This is a genomic window from Methylobacterium sp. GC_Met_3 (assembly GCF_026540775.1).
In the GTDB taxonomy this organism is placed as follows: domain Bacteria; phylum Pseudomonadota; class Alphaproteobacteria; order Rhizobiales; family Beijerinckiaceae; genus Methylobacterium.
Window position 1 is genome coordinate 31,949 of the sequence record NZ_JALNUL010000017.1, and the last position, 18,902, is coordinate 50,850.

The following is an 18,902-nucleotide window of genomic DNA, read 5'->3' on the forward strand; positions in this document are numbered from 1 at the left end:
GCGCAAGCGGGAGACTCAGGCCGCGCGCAGCTGCCGGATCGCACGCAGAGCCGTCGCCCGCTGCACCTCGAGGCGCCGGATCAGCGGCATCAGATCGGCCCCCGCATGGGCGGCTGCCTCGACCTCCCGGCACAGGCTCGACAGGCCGACAAAGCCCAGAAGACCCGCCGCCGCCACCAGGGCATGCGCGTCGTGAGCGATCTGGCGCCGGTCGGTCTCGCTCGGCCGGAACCGCTCAGACAGCTCGTTCGCCAGGAGATCCAGCAACGCGCCGACCCTGTCCGCCCCGAAACTCGCTTCCATCTCGGTCAGCACCGTGGCGTCGAGGATGGCGGCATCGACCTGCGTGGCCCGGCGCGTCTCCTCCGCCCGCACCGGGCGCCGGGCGCCGGGCGCGGTCCAGCGGCTGATCGTGGCGAAGAGATCGGCCCGGCGGAACGGCTTGCCGACGTAGTCGTCCATCCCGGACGCGCGCAACTCCTCGATCTGGGCGGGCAGCACGTTCGCGGTCATGGCCACGATCGGGATGTCGCAGGCCGGCGGGGCGAGCGCGCGGATGCGGCGGGTGGCCGTGAGCCCGTCGACCCGGGGCATCTGGACGTCCATCAGCACCAGATCGTACGGGCGCCCGCCCGCGACCGCGGCGGCGACCGCCGTGATTGCCTCGGCGCCGTCGCCGGCCACCTCCACCGTGTAGCCCTGGGATTCGAGCACTGCGCAGGCCAGTTCCTGGTTGAGCGGCACATCCTCGACCAGGAGCAGGCGCAGATGTGCGGGATCCGAAGGAGCCGCGGCCGCGGCCTGCGTCCGCGGCGGGCCGAGACCGACGGCCGGCTCGATACGCGCCGCGTGGCCCAAAGCCGCTCCGGCGCTCCGCGGGAGAGTCAGGCGGAACCAGAAGGTCGAGCCCTGCCCCTCGCGGCTCTCGACGCCGATCTCGCCGCCCATCAGCGTCACGAGGTGGCGGGAGATGGCGAGCCCGAGGCCGGTGCCGCCGAAGCGCCGGCTGATCGAGCCGTCCACCTGGCTGAAGCGCTTGAACAGCCTGTCCTGCTGCGCCGGCGCGATGCCGATGCCGGTATCGGTCACGGCGAAGCGGATGACGTCGCCGGGGCTGCCGTCGGGGGCGGTGCCCGTGCCCTCTCGCTGCACCGTCAGGGTGACGGAGCCCGCCGGCGTGAACTTCACGGCGTTGTTGAGCAGGTTGAGCAGCACCTGCCGCAGGCGGCCGGGGTCGCCGACCACGTGATCCGGGAGCGCCGGGTCGATCCGGCCCTCGATCGCGAGGCCGCTGCGGATCGCGCTGCCGCGCACGATCGAGACCGCGGCGTCGACGGTGGAGACCAGTGGGAAGCCGACCGGGTCGAGGGTCAGCTCGCCGGCCTCGATCTTGGAGAAGTCGAGAATGTCGTTGACGACGGTGAGCAGGGCCGCGCCGGAGCTCTGAATCAGCTCCAGGCGGCGCCGGTCCTCGTTCTGAAGCGACCCCTCGTCGAGGAGCAGGTCGGCATAGCCGAGGATGCCGTTGAGCGGCGTGCGGATCTCGTGGCTCATGGCGGCCAGGAACTCGCTCTTGGCTGCGCTCGCTCGCTCCGCCTCGGCGCGGGCGGCTTCCGCGTCCCGGGTAGCCACCCGCAGAGCTGCCTCGGCCGCCTTGCGCTCGGTGATGTCGAGGTGGAGCCCAACCATGCGCTGCGGCTGGCCTTCGGCCCCGAACACGGTCCGCCCGCGCGCGTAGAGCCAGCGCTCGCCGACCCGGAACTCGGCCGCGTAGGGCGTGGATGTCTCCACCGCGCGCCGGATCTCGCTCCAGACGTCGCCGACATCCCCTGGGTGAAGCAGCCCGGTCCAGTCGGCAGCGGTGATCGTGTGGGCCAAGCCGGTCTCCGGCAGCCCGTGCATGCGCGCGCTCTCGGGGCTCAGGTTGGCGAGCCCGGTACGCATGTCCCAGTCCCACGTCCCGGCCTCCGCGGCGTCGAGGGCGATGCCCAGCAGGCCGCGCGCCTCCTCCACGGCAAGGCGGGCCGTCACGATGTCGTCCACGTCGAGGGCGGTGCCGAGCCATTCCAGCACGGCACCGTCCGCGGGATCGAGGCGGATCGGGATCAGGGAGATCTTGTGCCAGCGGTAGACGCCGTCGCGGCGCTGGATCCGCCACTGACCGCTGAAGCCGACGCCGGTCTCGATCGCCCGGGTCCAGGCCGCCTCCATGGCGTCGGCGTCGGCGGGATGATTCCGGGCCAGGCGCTCGGCCCGCTCCGGACCGATCGGCCCATAGAAGGCCTGGAACTGCGCGTTGGCGTAGGTGGCCCGTCCGTCGCCGACCCCCATGGTCCAGACCAGCAGCGGCAGGGTCTCGGCGAGCCCGCGATAGCGCAACTCGCTGCGCCGGACCTCGTCCTCGGCGCGGCGCCGCTCGGTCACGTCGATCAGCACGCCGCTCAGGCCGATTGCGCCCTGATCCTCGCGGCAGACGCCGCGGACGACCACGTGGCGGATCGCATCGTCCGGCCGCAGCAGGCGTGCCTCGAAGTCGAAGGACGCGCGGCGCGCGATCGCCTCGGCCACGATCGCTTCCAGCCGGGCCCGATCGTCGGGGTGGTAGAGCTGCGCGAAGGCGTCGAGGCGCGGCGGCGGCGTCGCGGGATCGCGGCCGGTGATCGCGTAGAGGCTGGCCGACCAGACCGGCTGACCGTCGGCGAGGTTCACCCGCCAGTTGCCGACGCTCGCCAGTTGCTCGGCCATGGTGAGCTGCTGGTTGGCCGCCTCCTGGGCCCGGGCGCGGGCGTTGATCTCGCGGTGCTGCTCGCGGATCAGGGCCTCGCGGATCGCCGCCCGCTCGATTTCCCGCCCCCGGCGGGCGTTGGCCTCGGTGAGCCGCAGATGGGCGAGGACGATCTCGGCGAGGTCGCGGAAGGCAGCCACCTCGTCGTCCGAGAGCCCGGCGCGCGGTTCCGGATCGATCAGGCAGAAGGTGCCGATCCGCAGGCCCGGCCGCAGGCTGAGGGGCAGGCCTGCGTAGAAGCGGAAGCCTCCCGCGGCGGCGACCCCCGGCATGTCTCGGAATCGCGGATCAGCCTGCGCATCGGGCACGACCAGCAGGGCGTCGCTGCGGATCGTGTGATCGCAGATGCCGTTCTCGCGCGGGATCGCCCCCGGCAGCTCGATGCAGGGCGTCTTCGGCCACAGCTCCGTCGCGTCGATGAAGTTCACGAGGGCGGTGCGCACCCCGAACAGGCGACGGGCGGCGCGGCAGACGGCGTCGAAATGCGGTTCGGGCGCCGTGCCCAGGATGCCGAGGGCCTGGAGGGATGCGAGCCGCGGCCCCTCGCTGTCCGGCTGTGTGCTCACGTGACCGTCTCCGGATGCGGACCTCCGACCGGCGATCCGCTGGCCCCGGACGAGGGATGGCCCGCCCGGGAGCGTGTTTCAAGCACACCCCGATGCGACCGACCCACGCGCAGCCGCGCCGCTTCGAGCGCCCAGACCATCCCGAGCATCATGTAGACATGGCGCCACTTCTCGATGTCGATCTGGAAGGCCTGCAGGAAGAACATCAGCAGCGCCGGCCAGACGATCTGGGCATGCGCCCGGAACGGCGACGGCCGCACCAGCAGGCGAAACCCGACGAAGCCCGTCGTCAGCACGAGGCCGATGAACACCGCCCCCCCGAGCCAGCCGCCATTGGCGAAGGAGCCGATGTAGGAATTGTGCGGCTCCAGCCCGAAGACCAGCCGCCAGTGCATCGGCCCCATCCCGAACGGGCGCTCCAGAAGCATGGTAAGGCCCCGGATCTGGTTGCCGAACCGGCCGGTCTCGCCCTGATCGTAATCCTGGGTCAGGGCTGCGCGGGTCTCGAACATCTTGTGGACGTGATCGATCGACAGCAGGGCGATCACCGCCACGGTGCCGAGCACGAGGGTGGCGAGGGTGAGGAGCACGATGCGGCGGCGCAGGCGGATCGACCGGCTGCCCGCGTAGACCGAGCCGACCATGAGCAGCACCGCGACGGCGCTCCCGCCCCAGGAGCCGCGCGAGAACGACAGGAAGATGCCGGCCACGATGATCAGCAGGCCCGCGAGCGAGGCCAGAGGCCGGCGCGCCGAGCCGGTGAGCAGGCCGTGCATCAGGTAGAGGGCGCCGAGCGTCAGGAACGAGCCGAACACGTTCGGGTCCTGGAAGGTGCCCGACGCCCGGTCGTACTTGTAGAACAGGTCCTCGATACCGAGCCATTGCAGGTAGCCGATGATGCCGAGCGCGGCCGAGAACACGCAGCTCGCCGTGTAGGCCTTGAGCGCCAGCTCCATCCGCGCGTGGGTGTCATCCGCGAAGAACATGGCGAAGAAGATGGCGGTGATCGCAAGATAGATCAGCTGGATCGTCCAGGTGACCGGAAATTCCTCGTTGAGGTACGGCAGCAGCGCGCAGACGATCGCCGCGAGGTAGAGCAGCAGCAGGGCGAGCAGCGGCACCATGCCCCGGTGCAGGCGCACGCCGAGGCAGAGCCAGAGCAGGATCGTCGGGATCGCCACCGCGTCGTAGGGCGACGTGTCCGAGAACGCGAAGCAGGCGAAGAAGATGAAGGCGGCAAACAACGCCTTCGCCATCGCCTCGACGGCCACGATGAGCGGGATTCCGGATGCGACGCCGGATGGGGCTCCGGCGGCTGCGCTGTGGGCCATGATACGCGGGCTCCGCGGGCCGAGTACGCAGGCCCGCAGCCGCTAGAGTGACATTCAATCGTTGAGAATCGGCTTCGGGGCAGAAACGGGGGTGTCCAGGGCTGCGGAGATGAAACCTTGGAGCCGCAAAAGCCCCCTCTCCCCGCGGGCGGGGAGAGGGCTTTGGCGACCTTGTCGTCGCCGGAGCGAGGCGGCAGCCGAAGGTGAGGGGGAGGTGCCGAACGAGGCTCGTCCGGCCAAGCCCCCTCACCGCCACTCCGGCTTCGCCTACGTTTCCCGCATGGACGACAAGGCCGATGTGGGCCTCTCCCCGCCCGCGGGGAGAGGGGAACTCGCGGGCGGTTCTGAAGGGTGTGAACAGCCCGACCTCTGAGGAAGAGGGGGACGCGCGGGTACTCTTCAGCCCCTCACACCCGGCAGGCCTCGAACGCCTCCCGGATCGCCACCTCATCGAGATTGCGCCCGATGAACACCACCCGGGAGACCCGCTTCTCGTCCGGCGCCCAATCCCCCTGCACGTCCCCGTCGAGGATCATGTGCACGCCCTGGAAGACGAAGCGCTTGGGCTCGTTCGGGAAAGCCACGATGCCCTTGCAGCGCAGGATGTCGGGCCCCTGAACCTGCGTCAGGTTCGAGATCCAGGGCATGAATTTTTCCGGGTCGACTTCGCCCTCGATCTTCGCCGAGATCGAGCGGATGTCCGAATCGTGATGGTGGTGGTGCCCCTCCTCCAGGAAGTCGGGCTCCACCTCGAGGATGCGGTCGAGATCGAAGGCGTTGCGCTCCAGCACGGCCTCGAGGGGGACGGCGCAGTTCTGCGTCCGGTGGAGCTTGGCCAGGGGATTGATGCGGCGGATCTCGGCCTCGACCCGGTCGAGCTCGGCGGGCGCGACGAGGTCGCTCTTGTTGAGCAGGATCACGTCCGCGAAGGCGATCTGGTTCTTGGCCTCGGGGGCGTCCTTCAGGCGGTCGGTGAGCCACTTGGCGTCCGCCACCGTCACCACGGCGTCGAGCCGGGCAGCTTCGCCGACATCCTGATCGACGAAGAAGGTCTGGGCCACAGGTGCCGGATCGGCCAGCCCGGTGGTCTCCACGATGATCGCGTCGAACTTGCCCCGGCGCTTCACCAGCCCGTCCATGATCCGGATCAGGTCGCCGCGCACCGTGCAGCAGACGCAGCCGTTGTTCATCTCGAACACTTCCTCGTCAGCGCCGACGACGAGGTCGTTGTCGATGCCGATCTCGCCGAACTCGTTGACGATCACGGCGTAGCGCTTGCCGTGGTTCTCGGTGAGGATCCGATTGAGGAGCGTGGTCTTGCCCGCGCCGAGATAGCCGGTGAGCACGGTGACCGGGATCTTGCCGGAGGTCGATCCAGCTGGGATGCCGGCTTGGGCGGGAGCGGGGCTCGTGTCGGTCATGGCGAAATCTTCGGGTGTGAAGGAGGATCGGGCAAGGCTCGGCCCACGACCGTTGTCATATTGTAACAAATCCCGTCAAAGGAAGACGGCGCCACACGGTTTCGCGACCGGGGCCGCCCATCGATTGCACGTCGGACAAGCTTTGCTCTAGGCACGCGGGGTCGCCGGGGAACACCCGCGCGATTCGCCACAGAAAAGCACCAGCGATCGCATTGATAGGGGCGGCGTTCCACGCGAATCCTATCCACTCGAGACAGCCCGGTCTCTTCGTCCGGACGCAGAAGAACACATCCATGGACGCCCGAAACCCGCTGGAGCAGGACGAGACGATTCTGGCGCCGCCGCGCAAGCGCCGGTTGTCGGGCCCGCTTGTCGTCGTCGTGCTGCTGGCGGCCCTCGGCGGCCTGGCCTTCGCGTTCCCGGACCGCGCCCGCGAGACGGCCTCACATCTCGCCGGCTCGGTGACCGGCCTGTTCGGCAGCGCCAGCAATCCCGATCCGGGCATCAATGCCGTGAAGGCGGGCCCGGTGGAGCGGGTGTTCCGGCCCTCGAAGGAGCAGCGCGCCGCCTTCGAGATCCTGCCGGTGGCCACGCAGATGTTCCGGCCGGAGGGGGCCGCCGAGGGCCGCATCGCGCTGAACGACGACGACAACGTGCCGGTGGTCTCGCCCTATGCGGGCCGGGTGACCAAGGTGCTGGTCCGCGCCGGCGACGACGTGAAGGCCGGCGACGTGCTGCTGACGCTGGAGGCCACCGATATGGTCCAGGCGCAGAACGACTATCAGGCAGCGCTGAACAACCTCGGGAAGCAGCAGGCCCTGCTGAAGCTCGACCAGACCATCGCGCAGCGCCAGCAGGAGCTGTTCCAGGCCAAGGCCACGGCGCTCAAGGACTACCAGTCCGCCCAGAACGACGTGATCGCCGCCCAGAGCGACCTGAAGACCGCCGAGGCGGCGCTGGATGCGGTGAAGAACCGCCTGCGCCTGCTCGGCAAGACCGACGCCGAGATCGCCGCCTACGAGAAGAAGGGCACGATGAGCCCAGAGACCCAGATCCGGGCGCCGATCCCCGGCACGATCGTCCAGCGGAAGGTCGGCATCGGGCAGTACCTGTCGGCGTCGAGCGACCCCGTCTTCGTGATCGGCGATCTGTCCACCGTCTGGCTCGTGGCCAACGTGCGCGAGAGCGAGATCCCGAAGATCCGCATCGGCCAGGAGGTCGAGGCGAAGGTCGCGGGCTTCGGCACGCGGGTGTTCAAGGCCCGGGTGAACTACATGGCCTCCAGCCTCGACCCGGCGACCCGGCGGCTCGCCGTGCGAAGCGAGGTCGACAACCCGGACCGGGTGCTGCGGCCGGAGATGTTCGCCACCTTCACGATCATCACCGGCAAGGGCGAGCCGAGCCCGAGCATCCCGGTTGCGGCGATCGTGTACGAGGGCGACCGCACCCACGTCTGGGTGGCGCGGCCGGACGGGGCCGTGGAGGCGCGCGACATCAAGCTTGGGCTGATCAACGGTGACAGCGCCCAGGTGGTCGACGGGTTGAAGGCGGGCGAGCAGGTCGTGACCCGTGGCGCCCTGTTCATCGACCGGGCCGCCACCGGCGACAAGGCGTCCTGAGCGAGGATCCGGTCCGATGAACGCCCTGATCGCCTTCTCGCTCCGCCAGCGGGTGCTGGTGGTGCTGCTCTTCGTGGTGATGCTCGGCATCGGCTACGGCGCCTACACCCAGCTCAACATCGAGGCCTATCCCGACCCGGTGCCACCGCTGGTCGACGTGATCACCCAGAACCCGGGCCAGTCCGCCGACGAGATCGAGCGCTACATCACGATTCCGCTCGAGGTGGCGCTGGCCGGCATCCCGAACGCCCAGGTGGTGCGCACCATCTCGCTGTTCGGCCTGTCCGACGTGAAGGTGCAGTTCAACTACGAGTACACGTACGAGGAGGCGCTGCAGCGGGTGCTCAACCGCCTGTCGCAGGCGCCGACCCTGCCGAACGGCGCCACGCCGCAGATCTCGCCGACGAGCCCGGTGGGCGAGATCATGCGCTACAAGTTGGTCGGCCCGGCGGGCTACTCGCCCATGGACATGAAGACGCTGCAGGATTGGGTGCTGCAGCGCCGGTTCAAGGCGATCCCCGGAGTGGTCGACGTCACGGCCTTCGGCGGCCGGGCCAAGGAATACGAGATCGCGGTCGACCTGAACCGCCTCCAGGCGCAGGGGCTGACGCTCGTGCAGCTGACCACGGCGCTCAACAACGCCTCGATCAATGTCGGCGGGCAGACGCTCAACGTCGGGCAGCAATCGGCAGTGGTGCGCGGCATCGGCCTGATCCGCGACATGGACGACATCAAGGACACGATGATCAGCCTCGTCAACGGCACCCCGGTGCTGGTGCGCGACGTGGCGGAGGTGCGCGTGTCGAACGCCCCGCGGCTCGGCATCGTCGGCCACGACGACCAGGCCGACGTGGTCGAGGGCATCGTGCTCATGAGTCGCGGCGGCAAGAGCCTGCCGACCCTGGAGCGCGTCGAGGCGGAGATCGACAAGATCAACGGCTCGTCGATCCTGCCGCCCGACGTGAAGATCGAGCGGATCTACGACCGTTCGGGGCTGATCCACACCACCACACACACGGTGATGCACAACCTCGTGTTCGGCGTGGTGCTGGTCTTCGTGGTGCAGTGGCTGTTCCTCGGCTCGCTCACCAGCGCGATCATCGTGGCGGCCACGATCCCGTTCGCGCTGGGCTTCGCGATCCTGATCCTCGTCGTGCGCGGCGATTCGGCGAATCTGCTCTCCCTCGGCGCCATCGATTTCGGCCTGATCGTCGACGCGACGGTGATCATGGTCGAGAACGTCTTCCGCCACATCGCCGAGCCGGACCACGTGAAGGGCGAGACGCCGCCTGACGGCCTGACCGGGCGGCTCGGCACCATCGCGGTGGCCGGGCGCGAGGTGAACCGGGCGATCTTCTTCTCGGCCACCATCATCATCGTCGGCTTCCTGCCGCTGTTCACGATGACCGGCGTCGAGGGCCACATCTTCGGCCCGATGGCCAAGACCTACGCGTATGCGCTGATCGGCGGGTTGCTCGCCACCTTCACGGTCTCGCCCGCACTCTCAGCCCTGATGCTGCCGAAGAAGCTGGAGGAGCGCGACACCCTGATCGTGCGGGTGCTGCGGGTCGGCCACGAGGCGGCCTTGCGCTTCGGCCTGAAGAACCGGGTTCTGGCGATCGGCGTGATGCTGGCGGTGCTGCTCGTCTCGGGGCTGGCCGCGCGCAATCTCGGCCTCGAATTCCTGCCGCGGCTCGAAGAGGGCAACCTCTACGTGCGCGGCACCATGCCGTCCTCGATCTCGCTGGAGGCCGGCAACGCCTACGTCCAGCGCATGCGCAAGATCTTCCAGGAGGTCCCGGAGGTCGTCACCGTGCTGTCCCACCAGGGCCGGCCGAGCGACGGCACCGACGCCACCGGCTTCTTCAACGTCGAGATCCTGGCGCCCCTGAAGCCCATCGACCAGTGGCGCAAGGGCCTCGACAAGGAGACGCTGATCGCCACCCTGAGCAAGCAGCTCGAATCCGAGTTTCCCGGCATCGAGTTCAACTTCTCGCAGTATATCGAGGACAACGTCCAGGAGGCCGCCTCCGGCGTGAAGGGCGAGAACTCGGTCAAGATCTACGGCAGCGACCTCGCGCAGCTGACCAAGACCGCCAACGCCGTGAAGGCGGCGCTGGCCACGGTCCAGGGCGTCACCGACCTGTCGGTGTTCGAGTCGCTAGGTCAGCCGACCGTGCGGATCGATGTCGACCGCCACAAGGCCGCCCGCTACGGCCTGTCGATCGGCGACGTGAACACCACGATCCAGGCGGCGATCGGTGGCCAGACCGCGGGCGACCTCTACGAGTACGGCTCCGACCGGCATTTCCCGATGCGGGTGCGCCTCGCCAAGGAGTACCGCTCGTCGCTCGCCGGCATCCGCAACATCGCGGTCGGCGCCCAGAACCCGAACGGCGGCGTGATCCAGGTGCCGCTGTCCGAGATCGCCGACGTCGATCTCGTCTCGGGGGCCTCGTTCATCTACCGCGAGGACCAAGAGCGCTACATCCCGGTGAAGTTCTCGGTGCGCGGGCGCGACCTCGGCAGCGCCGTGATCGAGGCGCAGCGCAAGGTGGCCGAGGCGGTGGACCTGCCGCCGGGCTACCGGCTGGAATGGGTCGGGCAGTTCACCAACCTGCAGGAGGCGGCGACCCGGCTGAGCCTCGTGGTGCCGATCACGTTGCTGCTCATCGCTCTGCTCCTCTACATCAACTTCTCGTCGGTGGCCGACATGCTGCTGACGCTGTCGGTGATCCCGATGGCGATGATCGGCGGCATCTTCGCCCTGTCGGTGACCGGCACGCCGTTCTCGATCTCGGCGGCGATCGGCTTCATCGCCCTGTTCGGCATCTCGACCATGGAGGGCGTGATCCTGCTGGCCTACTACAACCAGCTCCTCGACGAGGGCTGGAAGAAGCAGGAGGCGGTCTGGAACGCCGCCGTGGTGCGCATGCGCCCGGTGATGATGACCTGCGTGGCCGCCTGCGTCGGCCTGCTGCCGGCGGCGGTGTCCACCGGCATCGGCTCCCAGGTGCAGAAGCCCCTGGCGCTGGTGGTGGTCGGCGGCATCATCCTGGCGCCGAACCTGATCCTCGTGGTCGTGCCGGTGCTGATCTCCCTGTTCTCCCGCCGCAAGCCGAACCCGGACGCGCTGGCGCGCACCGAGCATCGGGCCGCCGCGTGATCCCCTCGACGACGGGGGCGTGGCGCGTTGCCGGCGCGCCACAACGGACGCTCCGCTTGCGCCATCTGGAGACAGCTGCATTGACTTGGATGCGCGCGGCGCCGCTCTACCGGAGGAAGGCTTCCGGGGGCGGAATGGTGATGGGTGCGCCGAAACGGTGCGGACGGGCGGTGGCCGTGCTCGCCGCATCCCTGTCCTTGTCGGCCTGCGCGGTCGGCCCGAACTACGTGCCGCCGGAGGACCCGGTGGTCAGCCGCTACACCCGGGAGCCGCTGAAGAACCCGTCCGCCGCCGACAGCATCCGCACCCGGCAGGGCGGATCGGCCGATCAGAGCTTCGTCTCCGGCGCCGACATTCCCGGCTCGTGGTGGACCCTGTTCCACTCCAAGGCGCTGAACCGCCTCGTCGAGCAGTCGCTCGCCAACAATCCGACGCTGGAGGCCGCCCAGGCCTCGCTCCGGATCGCCCAACAGAACGTGCTGGCCCAGAAGGGCACGCTCTACCCGAGCCTGACCGCGACCCCGCAGATCCAGGGCGCCCTGGCGCCGGGCCTCGACCTGCAATCGCCTCTCCAGAACCAGTTCCAGTACCTCTACAGCCTGTCGACCCCGCAGGCGGTTGTCTCGTACAACCCGGACGTGTTCGGTGGGAACCGCCGCCAGATCGAGTCCCTGGAAGCCACCACCGAGAACCAGCGCTTCCAGCTGGAGGCGGCCTATCTCAGCCTGACCGGCAACGTCGTCGCCGCCGCGATCCAGGAGGCGTCCCTGCGGGCGCAGATCGAGGCGACCCGCCGAGTCATCCAGGCGCAGACCGAGATCCTGCAGCTCTACAACAAGCAGCTGTCGCTCGGTCAGATCGCCGGGGCCGACGTGGTGCAGCAGCAGGCCGCGCTCGCCCTGTCGCAGCAATTGCTGCCGCCGCTGGAGAAGGCCCTGGCGCAGCAGCGCAACCTGCTCACTGCACTGGCCGGACGCCTGCCCTCGGACGAGGTCAGCGAGACCTTCGAACTCTCGGCCCTGCGCCTGCCGACCAAGCTCCCGGTGAGCCTGCCCTCGCGGCTGGTGCAGCAGCGGCCCGACGTGAAGGCCGCTGAGGCGCTGGTCCAGCAGGCGAGCGCCAGTGTCGGCGTCGCCGTGGCCAACCGCCTGCCGCAGTTCAGCCTGACGGCGACCGGCGGATCGAGCGCCACGCGGATCGCGCAGGTGACCAATCCGGGCGCAGCCTTCTTCACGATCATCGGGCAGGCGACGGCGCCGATCTTCGATGCCGGCACACTGTTCCGCCGCCAGCGGGCCGCGGAGGAGACGCTGACGCAGGCGCAGGCGCAGTACAAATCGACGGTGATCACCGCCTTCCAGAACGTCGCCGACGCCCTGCGGGCGCTCCAGGCCGACGCGAGGGCGGTCGCGGCCGCGGATGCCGCGGTGAGCGCGACGAACCAGAGCCTCGGGCTGATCCGCAAGCAGTACACGGCAGGCGCCGTCACCTCCTCGCAGGTGCTGATCGCCCAGCAGGGCTATCTCTCGGCGCTGGTCACCTCGGCCGGTGCGCGGGCGACGCAATACGCCGACACGGCGGCTTTGTTCGTGGCGCTCGGCGGCGGCTGGTGGAACCGCGTGGATGTCGCGCCGCCACCACCCGAGACGGATCCGCTCAAGATCCTCTGACGCATAAACGGATCAAGTCGCGGTTTCGAAAGGTCCAGACCTTTCGCGGGTCCAGGGCGGAGCCCTGGTACTCATCTCAGGGCTCCGCACTCAGAACCCGCCAAAGGGCACATCCTTTGGGAACCCCGAACCTGACTCAGACAGGTCCTCACGCGTACATCGCGATGGCGTCCTGCAGCATCTGGTCGGCGGTGCTCATCACCTTGGTGTTGGCCGTGTAGGCCTGCTGCGTCTCGATCATCTTCGAGAACTGGTCCGCGATGCCGGCATTCGACTGCTCGATCGCGCCGGCCTTCAGGGTCGCGCCGTTGAGGCCGTAGCTCGGCGTCTCCGACTGGCCGTTGGCCACGTAGGCGCCGCCGTCGAGGGAGGTCAGGTTCTCCTGGGTGCCGAACTGCGCCAGCGTCAGGGAGCCGAGCGGCACGGTGCTGCCATCCGCGGCGGTGCCCGTGATGGCGCCGGCGGAGGAGACCGACAGGTCCGCCAGGGTGTTGGCGCCGGTCGGCACCGTGACCGGCGCCGTCGCCGAAGGACCCGCGAACAGGTAGTAGCCGGCGCCGTTGGTGAGGTAGCCGTTGGCATCCGGGGCGAAGTCGCCGCGCCGCGTGTAGGCGGTCTGACCGGTGAAGGTCGGGCTCTCATCGGTGCCGGTGTTGGCCCGGACGATGAAGTAGCCGTTGCCCGAGATGCCGAGGTTGGTCGAGACCCCGGTGGATTGCATCGTGCCCTGAATACCCAGCGTATCGCGCGTGCTGCTGGCCACGCCGCCCGACTGCTGCGGCCCGCGCTGCGTCTGCGCCAGCATGTCGGCGAAGTGCGTCTCGGTGGTCTTGAACCCCGCCGTCTGCGTGTTGGCGATGTTGCCCGAGATGTTGTTGAGCGCCAGCGACTGGGCCGAGGCGCCGGAAATCGAGTTCGCGAGCGCGGCGTAGAGGCTCATCGGGGTCTCCGTGCGTCGGAGCGGCAAGGTATCGGAGCGGCATCACACCTTCCGACCCGGACCATAAGCGCCCGGCATGGTTAACCGCCGGTGTGTTGCCGGCTGCCACGTGCCGACCCGATCACGCTGAGCACGATCTCCCGCCGGTGCGGCCGGTCGCGGTGCTCGATCAGGTAGATCCCCTGCCACGTGCCCAGCGCCAGCCGGCCGTCGATCAACGGGATGCTCAGGGCCGAATCGGTCACCAGCGTGCGGATATGGGCCGGCATGTCGTCCGGCCCCTCGGCGCCGTGGACGTAGCCGGCATGACGGGGGGCGAGGCCGTCGAGCACGGTCATCAGGTCGGTCTGCACGTCCGGGTCGGCGTTCTCCTGGATGGTGAGCGAGGCCGAGGTGTGCCGGCAAAAGACCGTGACCAACCCCTCCCGAATCCCGCTGCCGCGCACGAACGCCGCCACCGCGGCGGTGAAATCCGTAAAGCCCTGTCCGGCGGTCGCGATGGTGAGCCGCCCGCTGGCGTGGCGCTCCACTGCGCCCGAGGCCAGTGCCTCCACCGGACCGATCTGGCCCGCCCCCCTGCCCTGTCTCATGAATCCGTCTCCAGCAAAGCCGCCCCGGGCGCGATCTCGCGCTCGCCCCGGGCAAGGATGCGCTCCAGCACGTCGATCCGGTCGGCCTCCGCGGGGGGCTTGTCCCAACGGATCCGGCTGACCCGGGGGAAGCGCATCGCCACCCCGGATTTGTGCCGGGTCGAGCGTTGCACGCCCTCGAAGGCGATTTCCAGAACGAGCCCGGCCTCCTGCCCGTGCGCAACCTCGCGCACCGGGCCGAAGCGCTTGGTCGTGTTGTTGCGGACGTAGCGGTCGAGCTTGGCCAGTTCCGCGTCGGTGAAGCCGTGATAGGCCTTGCCCACCGGCACCAGCTCGTCGCCGCCCTCGGGTGCCTCCCGCCAGACCCCGAACGTGTAGTCCGAGTAGAAGGACGAGCGCTTCCCGTGCCCGCGCTGGGCGTACATCATCACGGCGTCGACCACGTGCGGCTCGCGCTTCCACTTCCACCACGGACCCTTCGGGCGGCCCGGCAGGTAAGGGCTGTTGCGGCGCTTGAGCATGATGCCCTCGATGGCATCGGCATCGTCACCCGCCCCGACCGAGGCCGGATCGGCCCGGGCGGCAGCGAGCGCCTCCCAGTCGGCAAAGGGCACCAGCGGCGAGATGTCGACGCGCGCATGATCGAGGCGCGTGACCAGGGCCTCCAGCTTCGCCCGACGCTCCACGAACGGATCGGCCCGCAGATCGTCGCCGTCCAGCGTCAGCAGGTCGTAGGCCCGCACATGGGCGGGGAATTCTTCCAAGAGCTTGGCCGTGACCGCCTTCCGGTTCAGGCGCTGTTGCAGCACGTTGAAGCTCTGAACCCGGCGCTCGCGCAGGATCAGCAACTCGCCGTCGAGCGTGCCCGTGAAGGTGATCGCCTCGGCGAGATCGGGGAACGCCCCGGTGATGTCCTCGCCGGTGCGGGAATAGACCTTTCCGACCTGCTCTCCCGCCCGGTCGCGACCGCCGACGAGCTGGACGCGGATGCCGTCCCACTTCCACTCGGCCGAGAACGCCTCCGGCTCCAGCTTGTCGAGGTCGGTCTCCTCCTCGATCGGGTGGGACAGCATCGGTGGCCGGAACGGGGCCGGGTTCAGGGTCTCGGGGCGCTCGGCCCGGCCCTCGACCCAGGCGAACAGGGTCTCGAACGGGGGCGTGAGCCCGTGCCAGACCTCCTCGACCGCATCGGCATCGTGACCGCCCAGCGCGCCGACCGCCGTCTTTGCAAGCCGCGCCGAGACGCCGACGCGGAGATTGCCGGTGACGAGCTTCAGGAGCGCCCAGCGCCCGGTCTCGTCGAGCGCATCGAGCCAGTCGGCGAGGTGGCGGGGGAGTTCGCGCTTCGGGATCGTGGCGAGGGTTTCCACGACCTCGGCGAGGGTCGGGACGTGCGGTGGCGGGTTGTTGTGGCCGATCCCGACGCGCGCATCCCCTCCCCCCTCTGCGGGGGAGGGTGGGCCGGCCGTCAGGCCGGGTCGGGAGAGGGGAGCGACGCTGCCGGGAAGGTCGCTTCGCGAGTTGGAACCCGCATCGTCGCGCAGCCCCTCTCTCCCCCTGCTGCGCAGGGTACCCTCCCCCGCAGAGGGGGGAGGGAGATCGCGCGGTGTCGGCCAGATCAGGGCCGTGGTCTCGGCGAGGTCGCCCACGTAATTGTGCGACAGCCGGAACAGCACCGGGTCGATGCGCTCCTCCACCAACCCCCGGATCAGGGCCGGCTTGGCCTCGCGAAAGCTCAGTGTGCCCGTCATGGCGCCGAGCGCGTAGCCGCGCTCCGGGTCGGGCGTACGCGCGAAATAATCCTGGAGCATCCGCAGCTTGGCGTTGCGACGGGGCTCGTAGGCGAGGCGGTCGAGGAGGTGGGCGAACTCGTTCACGCGACCGCCTCTTTCTCGGGGCCAGGCTCCGTGGACGCCGGCTCGGCCTCGCCGTCATCGCCGTAGCCGAGCAGGTGCAGCGGCTTGGCCCGGATGCCTTGCGTCCCGCACCAATGGACCAGCGCATCCTCCTGCCCGTGCGTCACCCACACCTCCTCGGCGCCGGTGTTGCGGATGGTGCGGCATAGGTCCGGCCAGTCGGAATGGTCGGAAATCACCATCGGCAGCTCCACACCCTTCTGGCGGGCGCGGGCGCGCACCCGCATCCAGCCCGAGGCGAAGCAGGTGACCGGGTCGGGGAACTTGCGCGACCAGAGATCCTGGATCGACGAAGGCGGGCAGATCACGATCGCCCCATGCAGGTCCTTGCGCTCGGCGGCCACCACCTTCGGCGTCTCGCCGAGCGGCACGCCTTCCTCCTTGTAGAGCGCGGTCAGCTTCTCCATTGCCCCATGCAGGTGGATCGGCCGGTCCCAACCCTCCTCGCGCAGCAGCGCCATCACCCGCTGCGCCTTGCCGAGCGCGTAGGCGCCGACGATGTGGGCCCGCTCCGGGAACAGGCGCACCGAGTCCAGCAGCTTGCGCACCTCGCCGCGCGTATCGGGATGGGTGAAGACCGGCAGCCCGAACGTCGCCTCGGTGATGAACACGTCGCAAGGCACGACCTCGAAGGGCAGGCAAGTCGGGTCCGGCGCCCGCTTGTAGTCGCCCGAGACCACCACCCGGGCGCCCTCCCGCTCGATGGCGATCTGCGCCGAGCCGAGGACGTGGCCCGCGGGGGCGAAGCGCACGGTGACGTCGCCGATACGGATCGGCTCGCCGAGGGGCGCCGCCTGCCGATGTTCGCAAAAATCCGCGCCGTAGCGCACCGCCATGATCCGCAGGGTCTCGGGCGTCGCCAGCACGTGGCGGTGGCCGGAGCGTGCGTGGTCGGCGTGGCCGTGCGTGATCAGCGCGCGTTCCACCGGCCAGGTCGGATCGACGTGGAAGCCTCCGAGGGGGCAATAGAGGCCCTCGCGGGTCAGGGTCAGGAGATCGCTGGCGCGTATCGGCATCGCGTCCGTGCTGCCGGTGGAGTTCGCCGGTGGCCCCGGTATATAGGCGCCCCCGAACCGGCAGACGCATGGCCACGCAGCACAGTTCCGGCGATCTCCTCGCCGACCGCCGCTATCGGTACGCCGAAGCCTGCCTGGCCGAGGGCGACCCCGAAGCCGCCGCGGATCTCGCCGAGCAGGTTCTGGAGATCGCCCCGCGCTACGCCCCGGCCTGGCTGCTGCTCGGCCGCGCGCGGGAGGGGCTGGCGGCGCGCGGCGATGAGCGGATGCGCGACGCGGCGGCCCGAGCCTATGCCTGCGCCCTCGACATCGACCCGGACGACATGCTCGGCGTGCGGGCGCAGCTCAGCCGCCTGGGCGTCGGGGACGGCCTGCCGGCACTCTCGCCCGCCTATGTGCGCGCCCTGTTCGACGGCTACGCGCCGCGCTTCGAGCGCCATCTGGTCGGGGGCCTCGCCTATATCGGCCCGGAACTGGTCAGCGACGCCCTCCCCCGCGTGCCCGAGCGTTTCGCGGCGGCCCTCGATCTGGGATGCGGCACCGGCCTGATGGGCGCGGCGATCCGCGAGCGGGTCGGGCACCTCGCGGGTGTCGACCTCTCCCCGGGCATGCTGGCCCTGGCGCGGGCCAAGACCTGGCAGGGCCGGCCGCTTTATGACCGCCTCGCCGAGGGCGATCTGGCCGGCTTCCTGACAGTGGAGACAGAGGCTTCTGCTGACCTCTGCCTCGCCGCCGACGTGCTGATCTACGTGGCGGATCTCGGCCCCGTCCTGGCAGGGATCGGCCGCGTGCTGCGACCGGGCGGGCTCGCCGCCTTCACGGTGCAGTCCCATGACGACGGATCGGGCGCCGTCCTGGGCGCCGACGGGCGCTACGCCCATGCGGATGCCCATATCGCGGAGGCATCCGCCGCCGCCGGCCTGAGCACCCTCACCCTGCGTCCGGCCGGGGTCCGGCGGGAGGCCGGGCTGCCGGTGCCGGGCCGCGTCGTTGTGTTACGCCGCACCGCGGCATGAAACCGCCCAGCTATTCGTCCATTGTCAGTCGGTCGCGACAGGTGCGGCCGCTGCATCGGGGGATCAGCATGGCGGATTACGGTAATCGGACGGGTATCGGCATGCCGGAGCAAAAGCGCGAGCCGCCGGCCGACAAGTCGTTTCCGGCCGATCCGCGGACCCGCATTCCCTTCGCCATCGCGCTGGCGATGCTGGCGGGCTGCGCCGATTCCATCGGCTTCCTGGAATTCTCGCAGCTCTTCATGTCGTTCATGTCGGGCAACACCACGCGCTTCGGCGTGGCGGTGGCCAATGCCGACTGGGAGAACGTCACCCGGGTCGCCAGCACGATCTGCATCTTCTGCTTCGGCGCCTTCCTGGGGACGCTGATCGCCGCCTGGGTCGGACGCTGGCGCCTGGCCGTGCTGCTGACCATCCAGGCCCTGCTGCTGGCCGGCGGCCTGCTGATGCCCTGGGGCACCTTCGCGTATCCGCTCCACGCCTATCCGATCGTGCTGGCGCTGGGGCTCCAGAACGCGACGCTCCAGGACGAGGGCGGCCGCTCCATCGCGCTGACCTACGTCACCGGCGCGGTGGTGCGCTTCGGCACCGGCTGCGCCAACCTGCTGCTCGGGACGGTGGCGCCCTCGTTCTGGATCCAGGCGCCGCTCTGGGCCGGGCTCAGCACCGGCGCGGTGATCGGCGGGTTGCTCGACATCCGCTACGGCGAGTCGGCGTTCCTGTTTCCGGCGGCCCTGGCGGCCGTGCTGGCGCTGATCGCGATCGCCCTGACGATCGCCAAGCCGGGCAGCACCCTGGTGGCGGGCTCATCCCCGGCGCCCGACGCGAGCCCGAAGGCCGAGGTGATCGACGCGATCCATTGAGGC

At 69.7% G+C, this 18,902-nt stretch carries 12 protein-coding genes; 5 read left to right on the forward strand and 7 right to left on the reverse strand.

The genetic code is table 11. The annotated features are described in order from the left end of the window. Positions 1-15: 15 nt before the first annotated feature. From OXS27_RS19135 to OXS27_RS19145, 3 genes are all read right to left on the reverse strand, one after another. Positions 16-3,351 (reverse strand): ATP-binding protein, encoded by a 3,336-nt coding sequence (locus OXS27_RS19135; protein WP_267358267.1) that lies wholly within the window; start codon positions 3,349-3,351, stop codon positions 16-18. Further along, positions 3,348-4,682: an O-antigen ligase family protein gene (locus tag OXS27_RS19140; protein ID WP_243921680.1), complete on the reverse strand. Its 1,335-nt coding sequence runs from the start codon at positions 4,680-4,682 to the stop codon at positions 3,348-3,350. Before OXS27_RS19140 ends, OXS27_RS19135 begins: the two co-directional genes overlap by 4 nt. Positions 4,683-5,089: 407 nt before the next feature. Further along, a complete protein-coding gene (locus OXS27_RS19145; RefSeq protein WP_243921678.1) occupies positions 5,090-6,103 on the reverse strand; it encodes a GTP-binding protein in 1,014 nt (337 codons plus the stop codon). 293 nt (positions 6,104-6,396) lie between these two features. Here OXS27_RS19145 and OXS27_RS19150 point away from each other — a divergent pair, with 293 nt between their 5' ends. From OXS27_RS19150 to OXS27_RS19160, 3 genes are all read left to right on the forward strand, one after another. Further along, the gene (locus OXS27_RS19150; RefSeq protein ID WP_267358268.1) at positions 6,397-7,722 is read left to right on the forward strand and encodes an efflux RND transporter periplasmic adaptor subunit; all 1,326 of its coding nucleotides are present in this window, start codon (positions 6,397-6,399) and stop codon (positions 7,720-7,722) included. Between the two features lie 16 nt (positions 7,723-7,738). Then, the gene (locus OXS27_RS19155) at positions 7,739-10,888 is read left to right on the forward strand and encodes a CusA/CzcA family heavy metal efflux RND transporter (protein ID WP_243921674.1); all 3,150 of its coding nucleotides are present in this window, start codon (positions 7,739-7,741) and stop codon (positions 10,886-10,888) included. Positions 10,889-11,022: 134 nt separating this feature from the next. Further along, positions 11,023-12,558: an efflux transporter outer membrane subunit gene (locus OXS27_RS19160; RefSeq protein WP_313899345.1), complete on the forward strand. Its 1,536-nt coding sequence runs from the start codon at positions 11,023-11,025 to the stop codon at positions 12,556-12,558. Positions 12,559-12,706: 148 nt separating this feature from the next. On the opposite strand, the gene OXS27_RS19165 is transcribed toward OXS27_RS19160, so the two are convergent. The 4 genes from OXS27_RS19165 to OXS27_RS19180 all read right to left on the reverse strand — a co-directional run bounded on the left by OXS27_RS19165 (position 12,707) and on the right by OXS27_RS19180 (position 17,020). Then, the gene (locus OXS27_RS19165; protein ID WP_243921670.1) at positions 12,707-13,498 is read right to left on the reverse strand and encodes a flagellar hook basal-body protein; all 792 of its coding nucleotides are present in this window, start codon (positions 13,496-13,498) and stop codon (positions 12,707-12,709) included. 80 nt (positions 13,499-13,578) lie between these two features. Next, positions 13,579-14,088 (reverse strand): secondary thiamine-phosphate synthase enzyme YjbQ, encoded by a 510-nt coding sequence (locus tag OXS27_RS19170; protein WP_267358269.1) that lies wholly within the window; start codon positions 14,086-14,088, stop codon positions 13,579-13,581. Further along, positions 14,085-15,965 carry a cisplatin damage response ATP-dependent DNA ligase gene (locus OXS27_RS19175; protein ID WP_267358270.1) on the reverse strand — a complete coding sequence of 627 codons (1,881 nt, stop codon included), beginning with the start codon at positions 15,963-15,965 and terminating at the stop codon, positions 14,085-14,087. The genes OXS27_RS19170 and OXS27_RS19175 overlap by 4 nt, the downstream gene beginning before the upstream one ends. Continuing rightward, positions 15,962-17,020 carry a ligase-associated DNA damage response exonuclease gene (locus OXS27_RS19180; protein ID WP_267358271.1) on the reverse strand — a complete coding sequence of 353 codons (1,059 nt, stop codon included), beginning with the start codon at positions 17,018-17,020 and terminating at the stop codon, positions 15,962-15,964. The genes OXS27_RS19175 and OXS27_RS19180 overlap by 4 nt, the downstream gene beginning before the upstream one ends. Positions 17,021-17,088: 68 nt before the next feature. Between OXS27_RS19180 and OXS27_RS19185 the strand changes: the two genes are divergently transcribed. Both OXS27_RS19185 and OXS27_RS19190 read left to right on the forward strand, forming a co-directional pair. Further along, the gene (locus OXS27_RS19185) at positions 17,089-18,036 is read left to right on the forward strand and encodes a methyltransferase domain-containing protein (RefSeq protein ID WP_243921663.1); all 948 of its coding nucleotides are present in this window, start codon (positions 17,089-17,091) and stop codon (positions 18,034-18,036) included. A gap of 68 nt (positions 18,037-18,104) precedes the next feature. Beyond that, positions 18,105-18,899: a YoaK family protein gene (locus OXS27_RS19190; protein WP_243921661.1), complete on the forward strand. Its 795-nt coding sequence runs from the start codon at positions 18,105-18,107 to the stop codon at positions 18,897-18,899. Positions 18,900-18,902: the final 3 nt, after the last annotated feature.

Coding starts and splice junctions, on each gene's coding strand:
- OXS27_RS19140 (WP_243921680.1), bottom strand. CDS start 4,682: ATGGCCCACAGCGCAGCCGCCGGAGCCCCATCCGGCGTCGCATCCGGA.
- OXS27_RS19145 (WP_243921678.1), bottom strand. CDS start 6,103: ATGACCGACACGAGCCCCGCTCCCGCCCAAGCCGGCATCCCAGCTGGA.
- OXS27_RS19150 (WP_267358268.1), top strand. CDS start 6,397: ATGGACGCCCGAAACCCGCTGGAGCAGGACGAGACGATTCTGGCGCCG.
- OXS27_RS19155 (WP_243921674.1), top strand. CDS start 7,739: ATGAACGCCCTGATCGCCTTCTCGCTCCGCCAGCGGGTGCTGGTGGTG.
- OXS27_RS19160 (WP_313899345.1), top strand. CDS start 11,023: ATGGTGATGGGTGCGCCGAAACGGTGCGGACGGGCGGTGGCCGTGCTC.
- OXS27_RS19165 (WP_243921670.1), bottom strand. CDS start 13,498: ATGAGCCTCTACGCCGCGCTCGCGAACTCGATTTCCGGCGCCTCGGCC.
- OXS27_RS19170 (WP_267358269.1), bottom strand. CDS start 14,088: ATGAGACAGGGCAGGGGGGCGGGCCAGATCGGTCCGGTGGAGGCACTG.
- OXS27_RS19180 (WP_267358271.1), bottom strand. CDS start 17,020: ATGCCGATACGCGCCAGCGATCTCCTGACCCTGACCCGCGAGGGCCTC.
- OXS27_RS19185 (WP_243921663.1), top strand. CDS start 17,089: ATGGCCACGCAGCACAGTTCCGGCGATCTCCTCGCCGACCGCCGCTAT.
- OXS27_RS19190 (WP_243921661.1), top strand. CDS start 18,105: ATGGCGGATTACGGTAATCGGACGGGTATCGGCATGCCGGAGCAAAAG.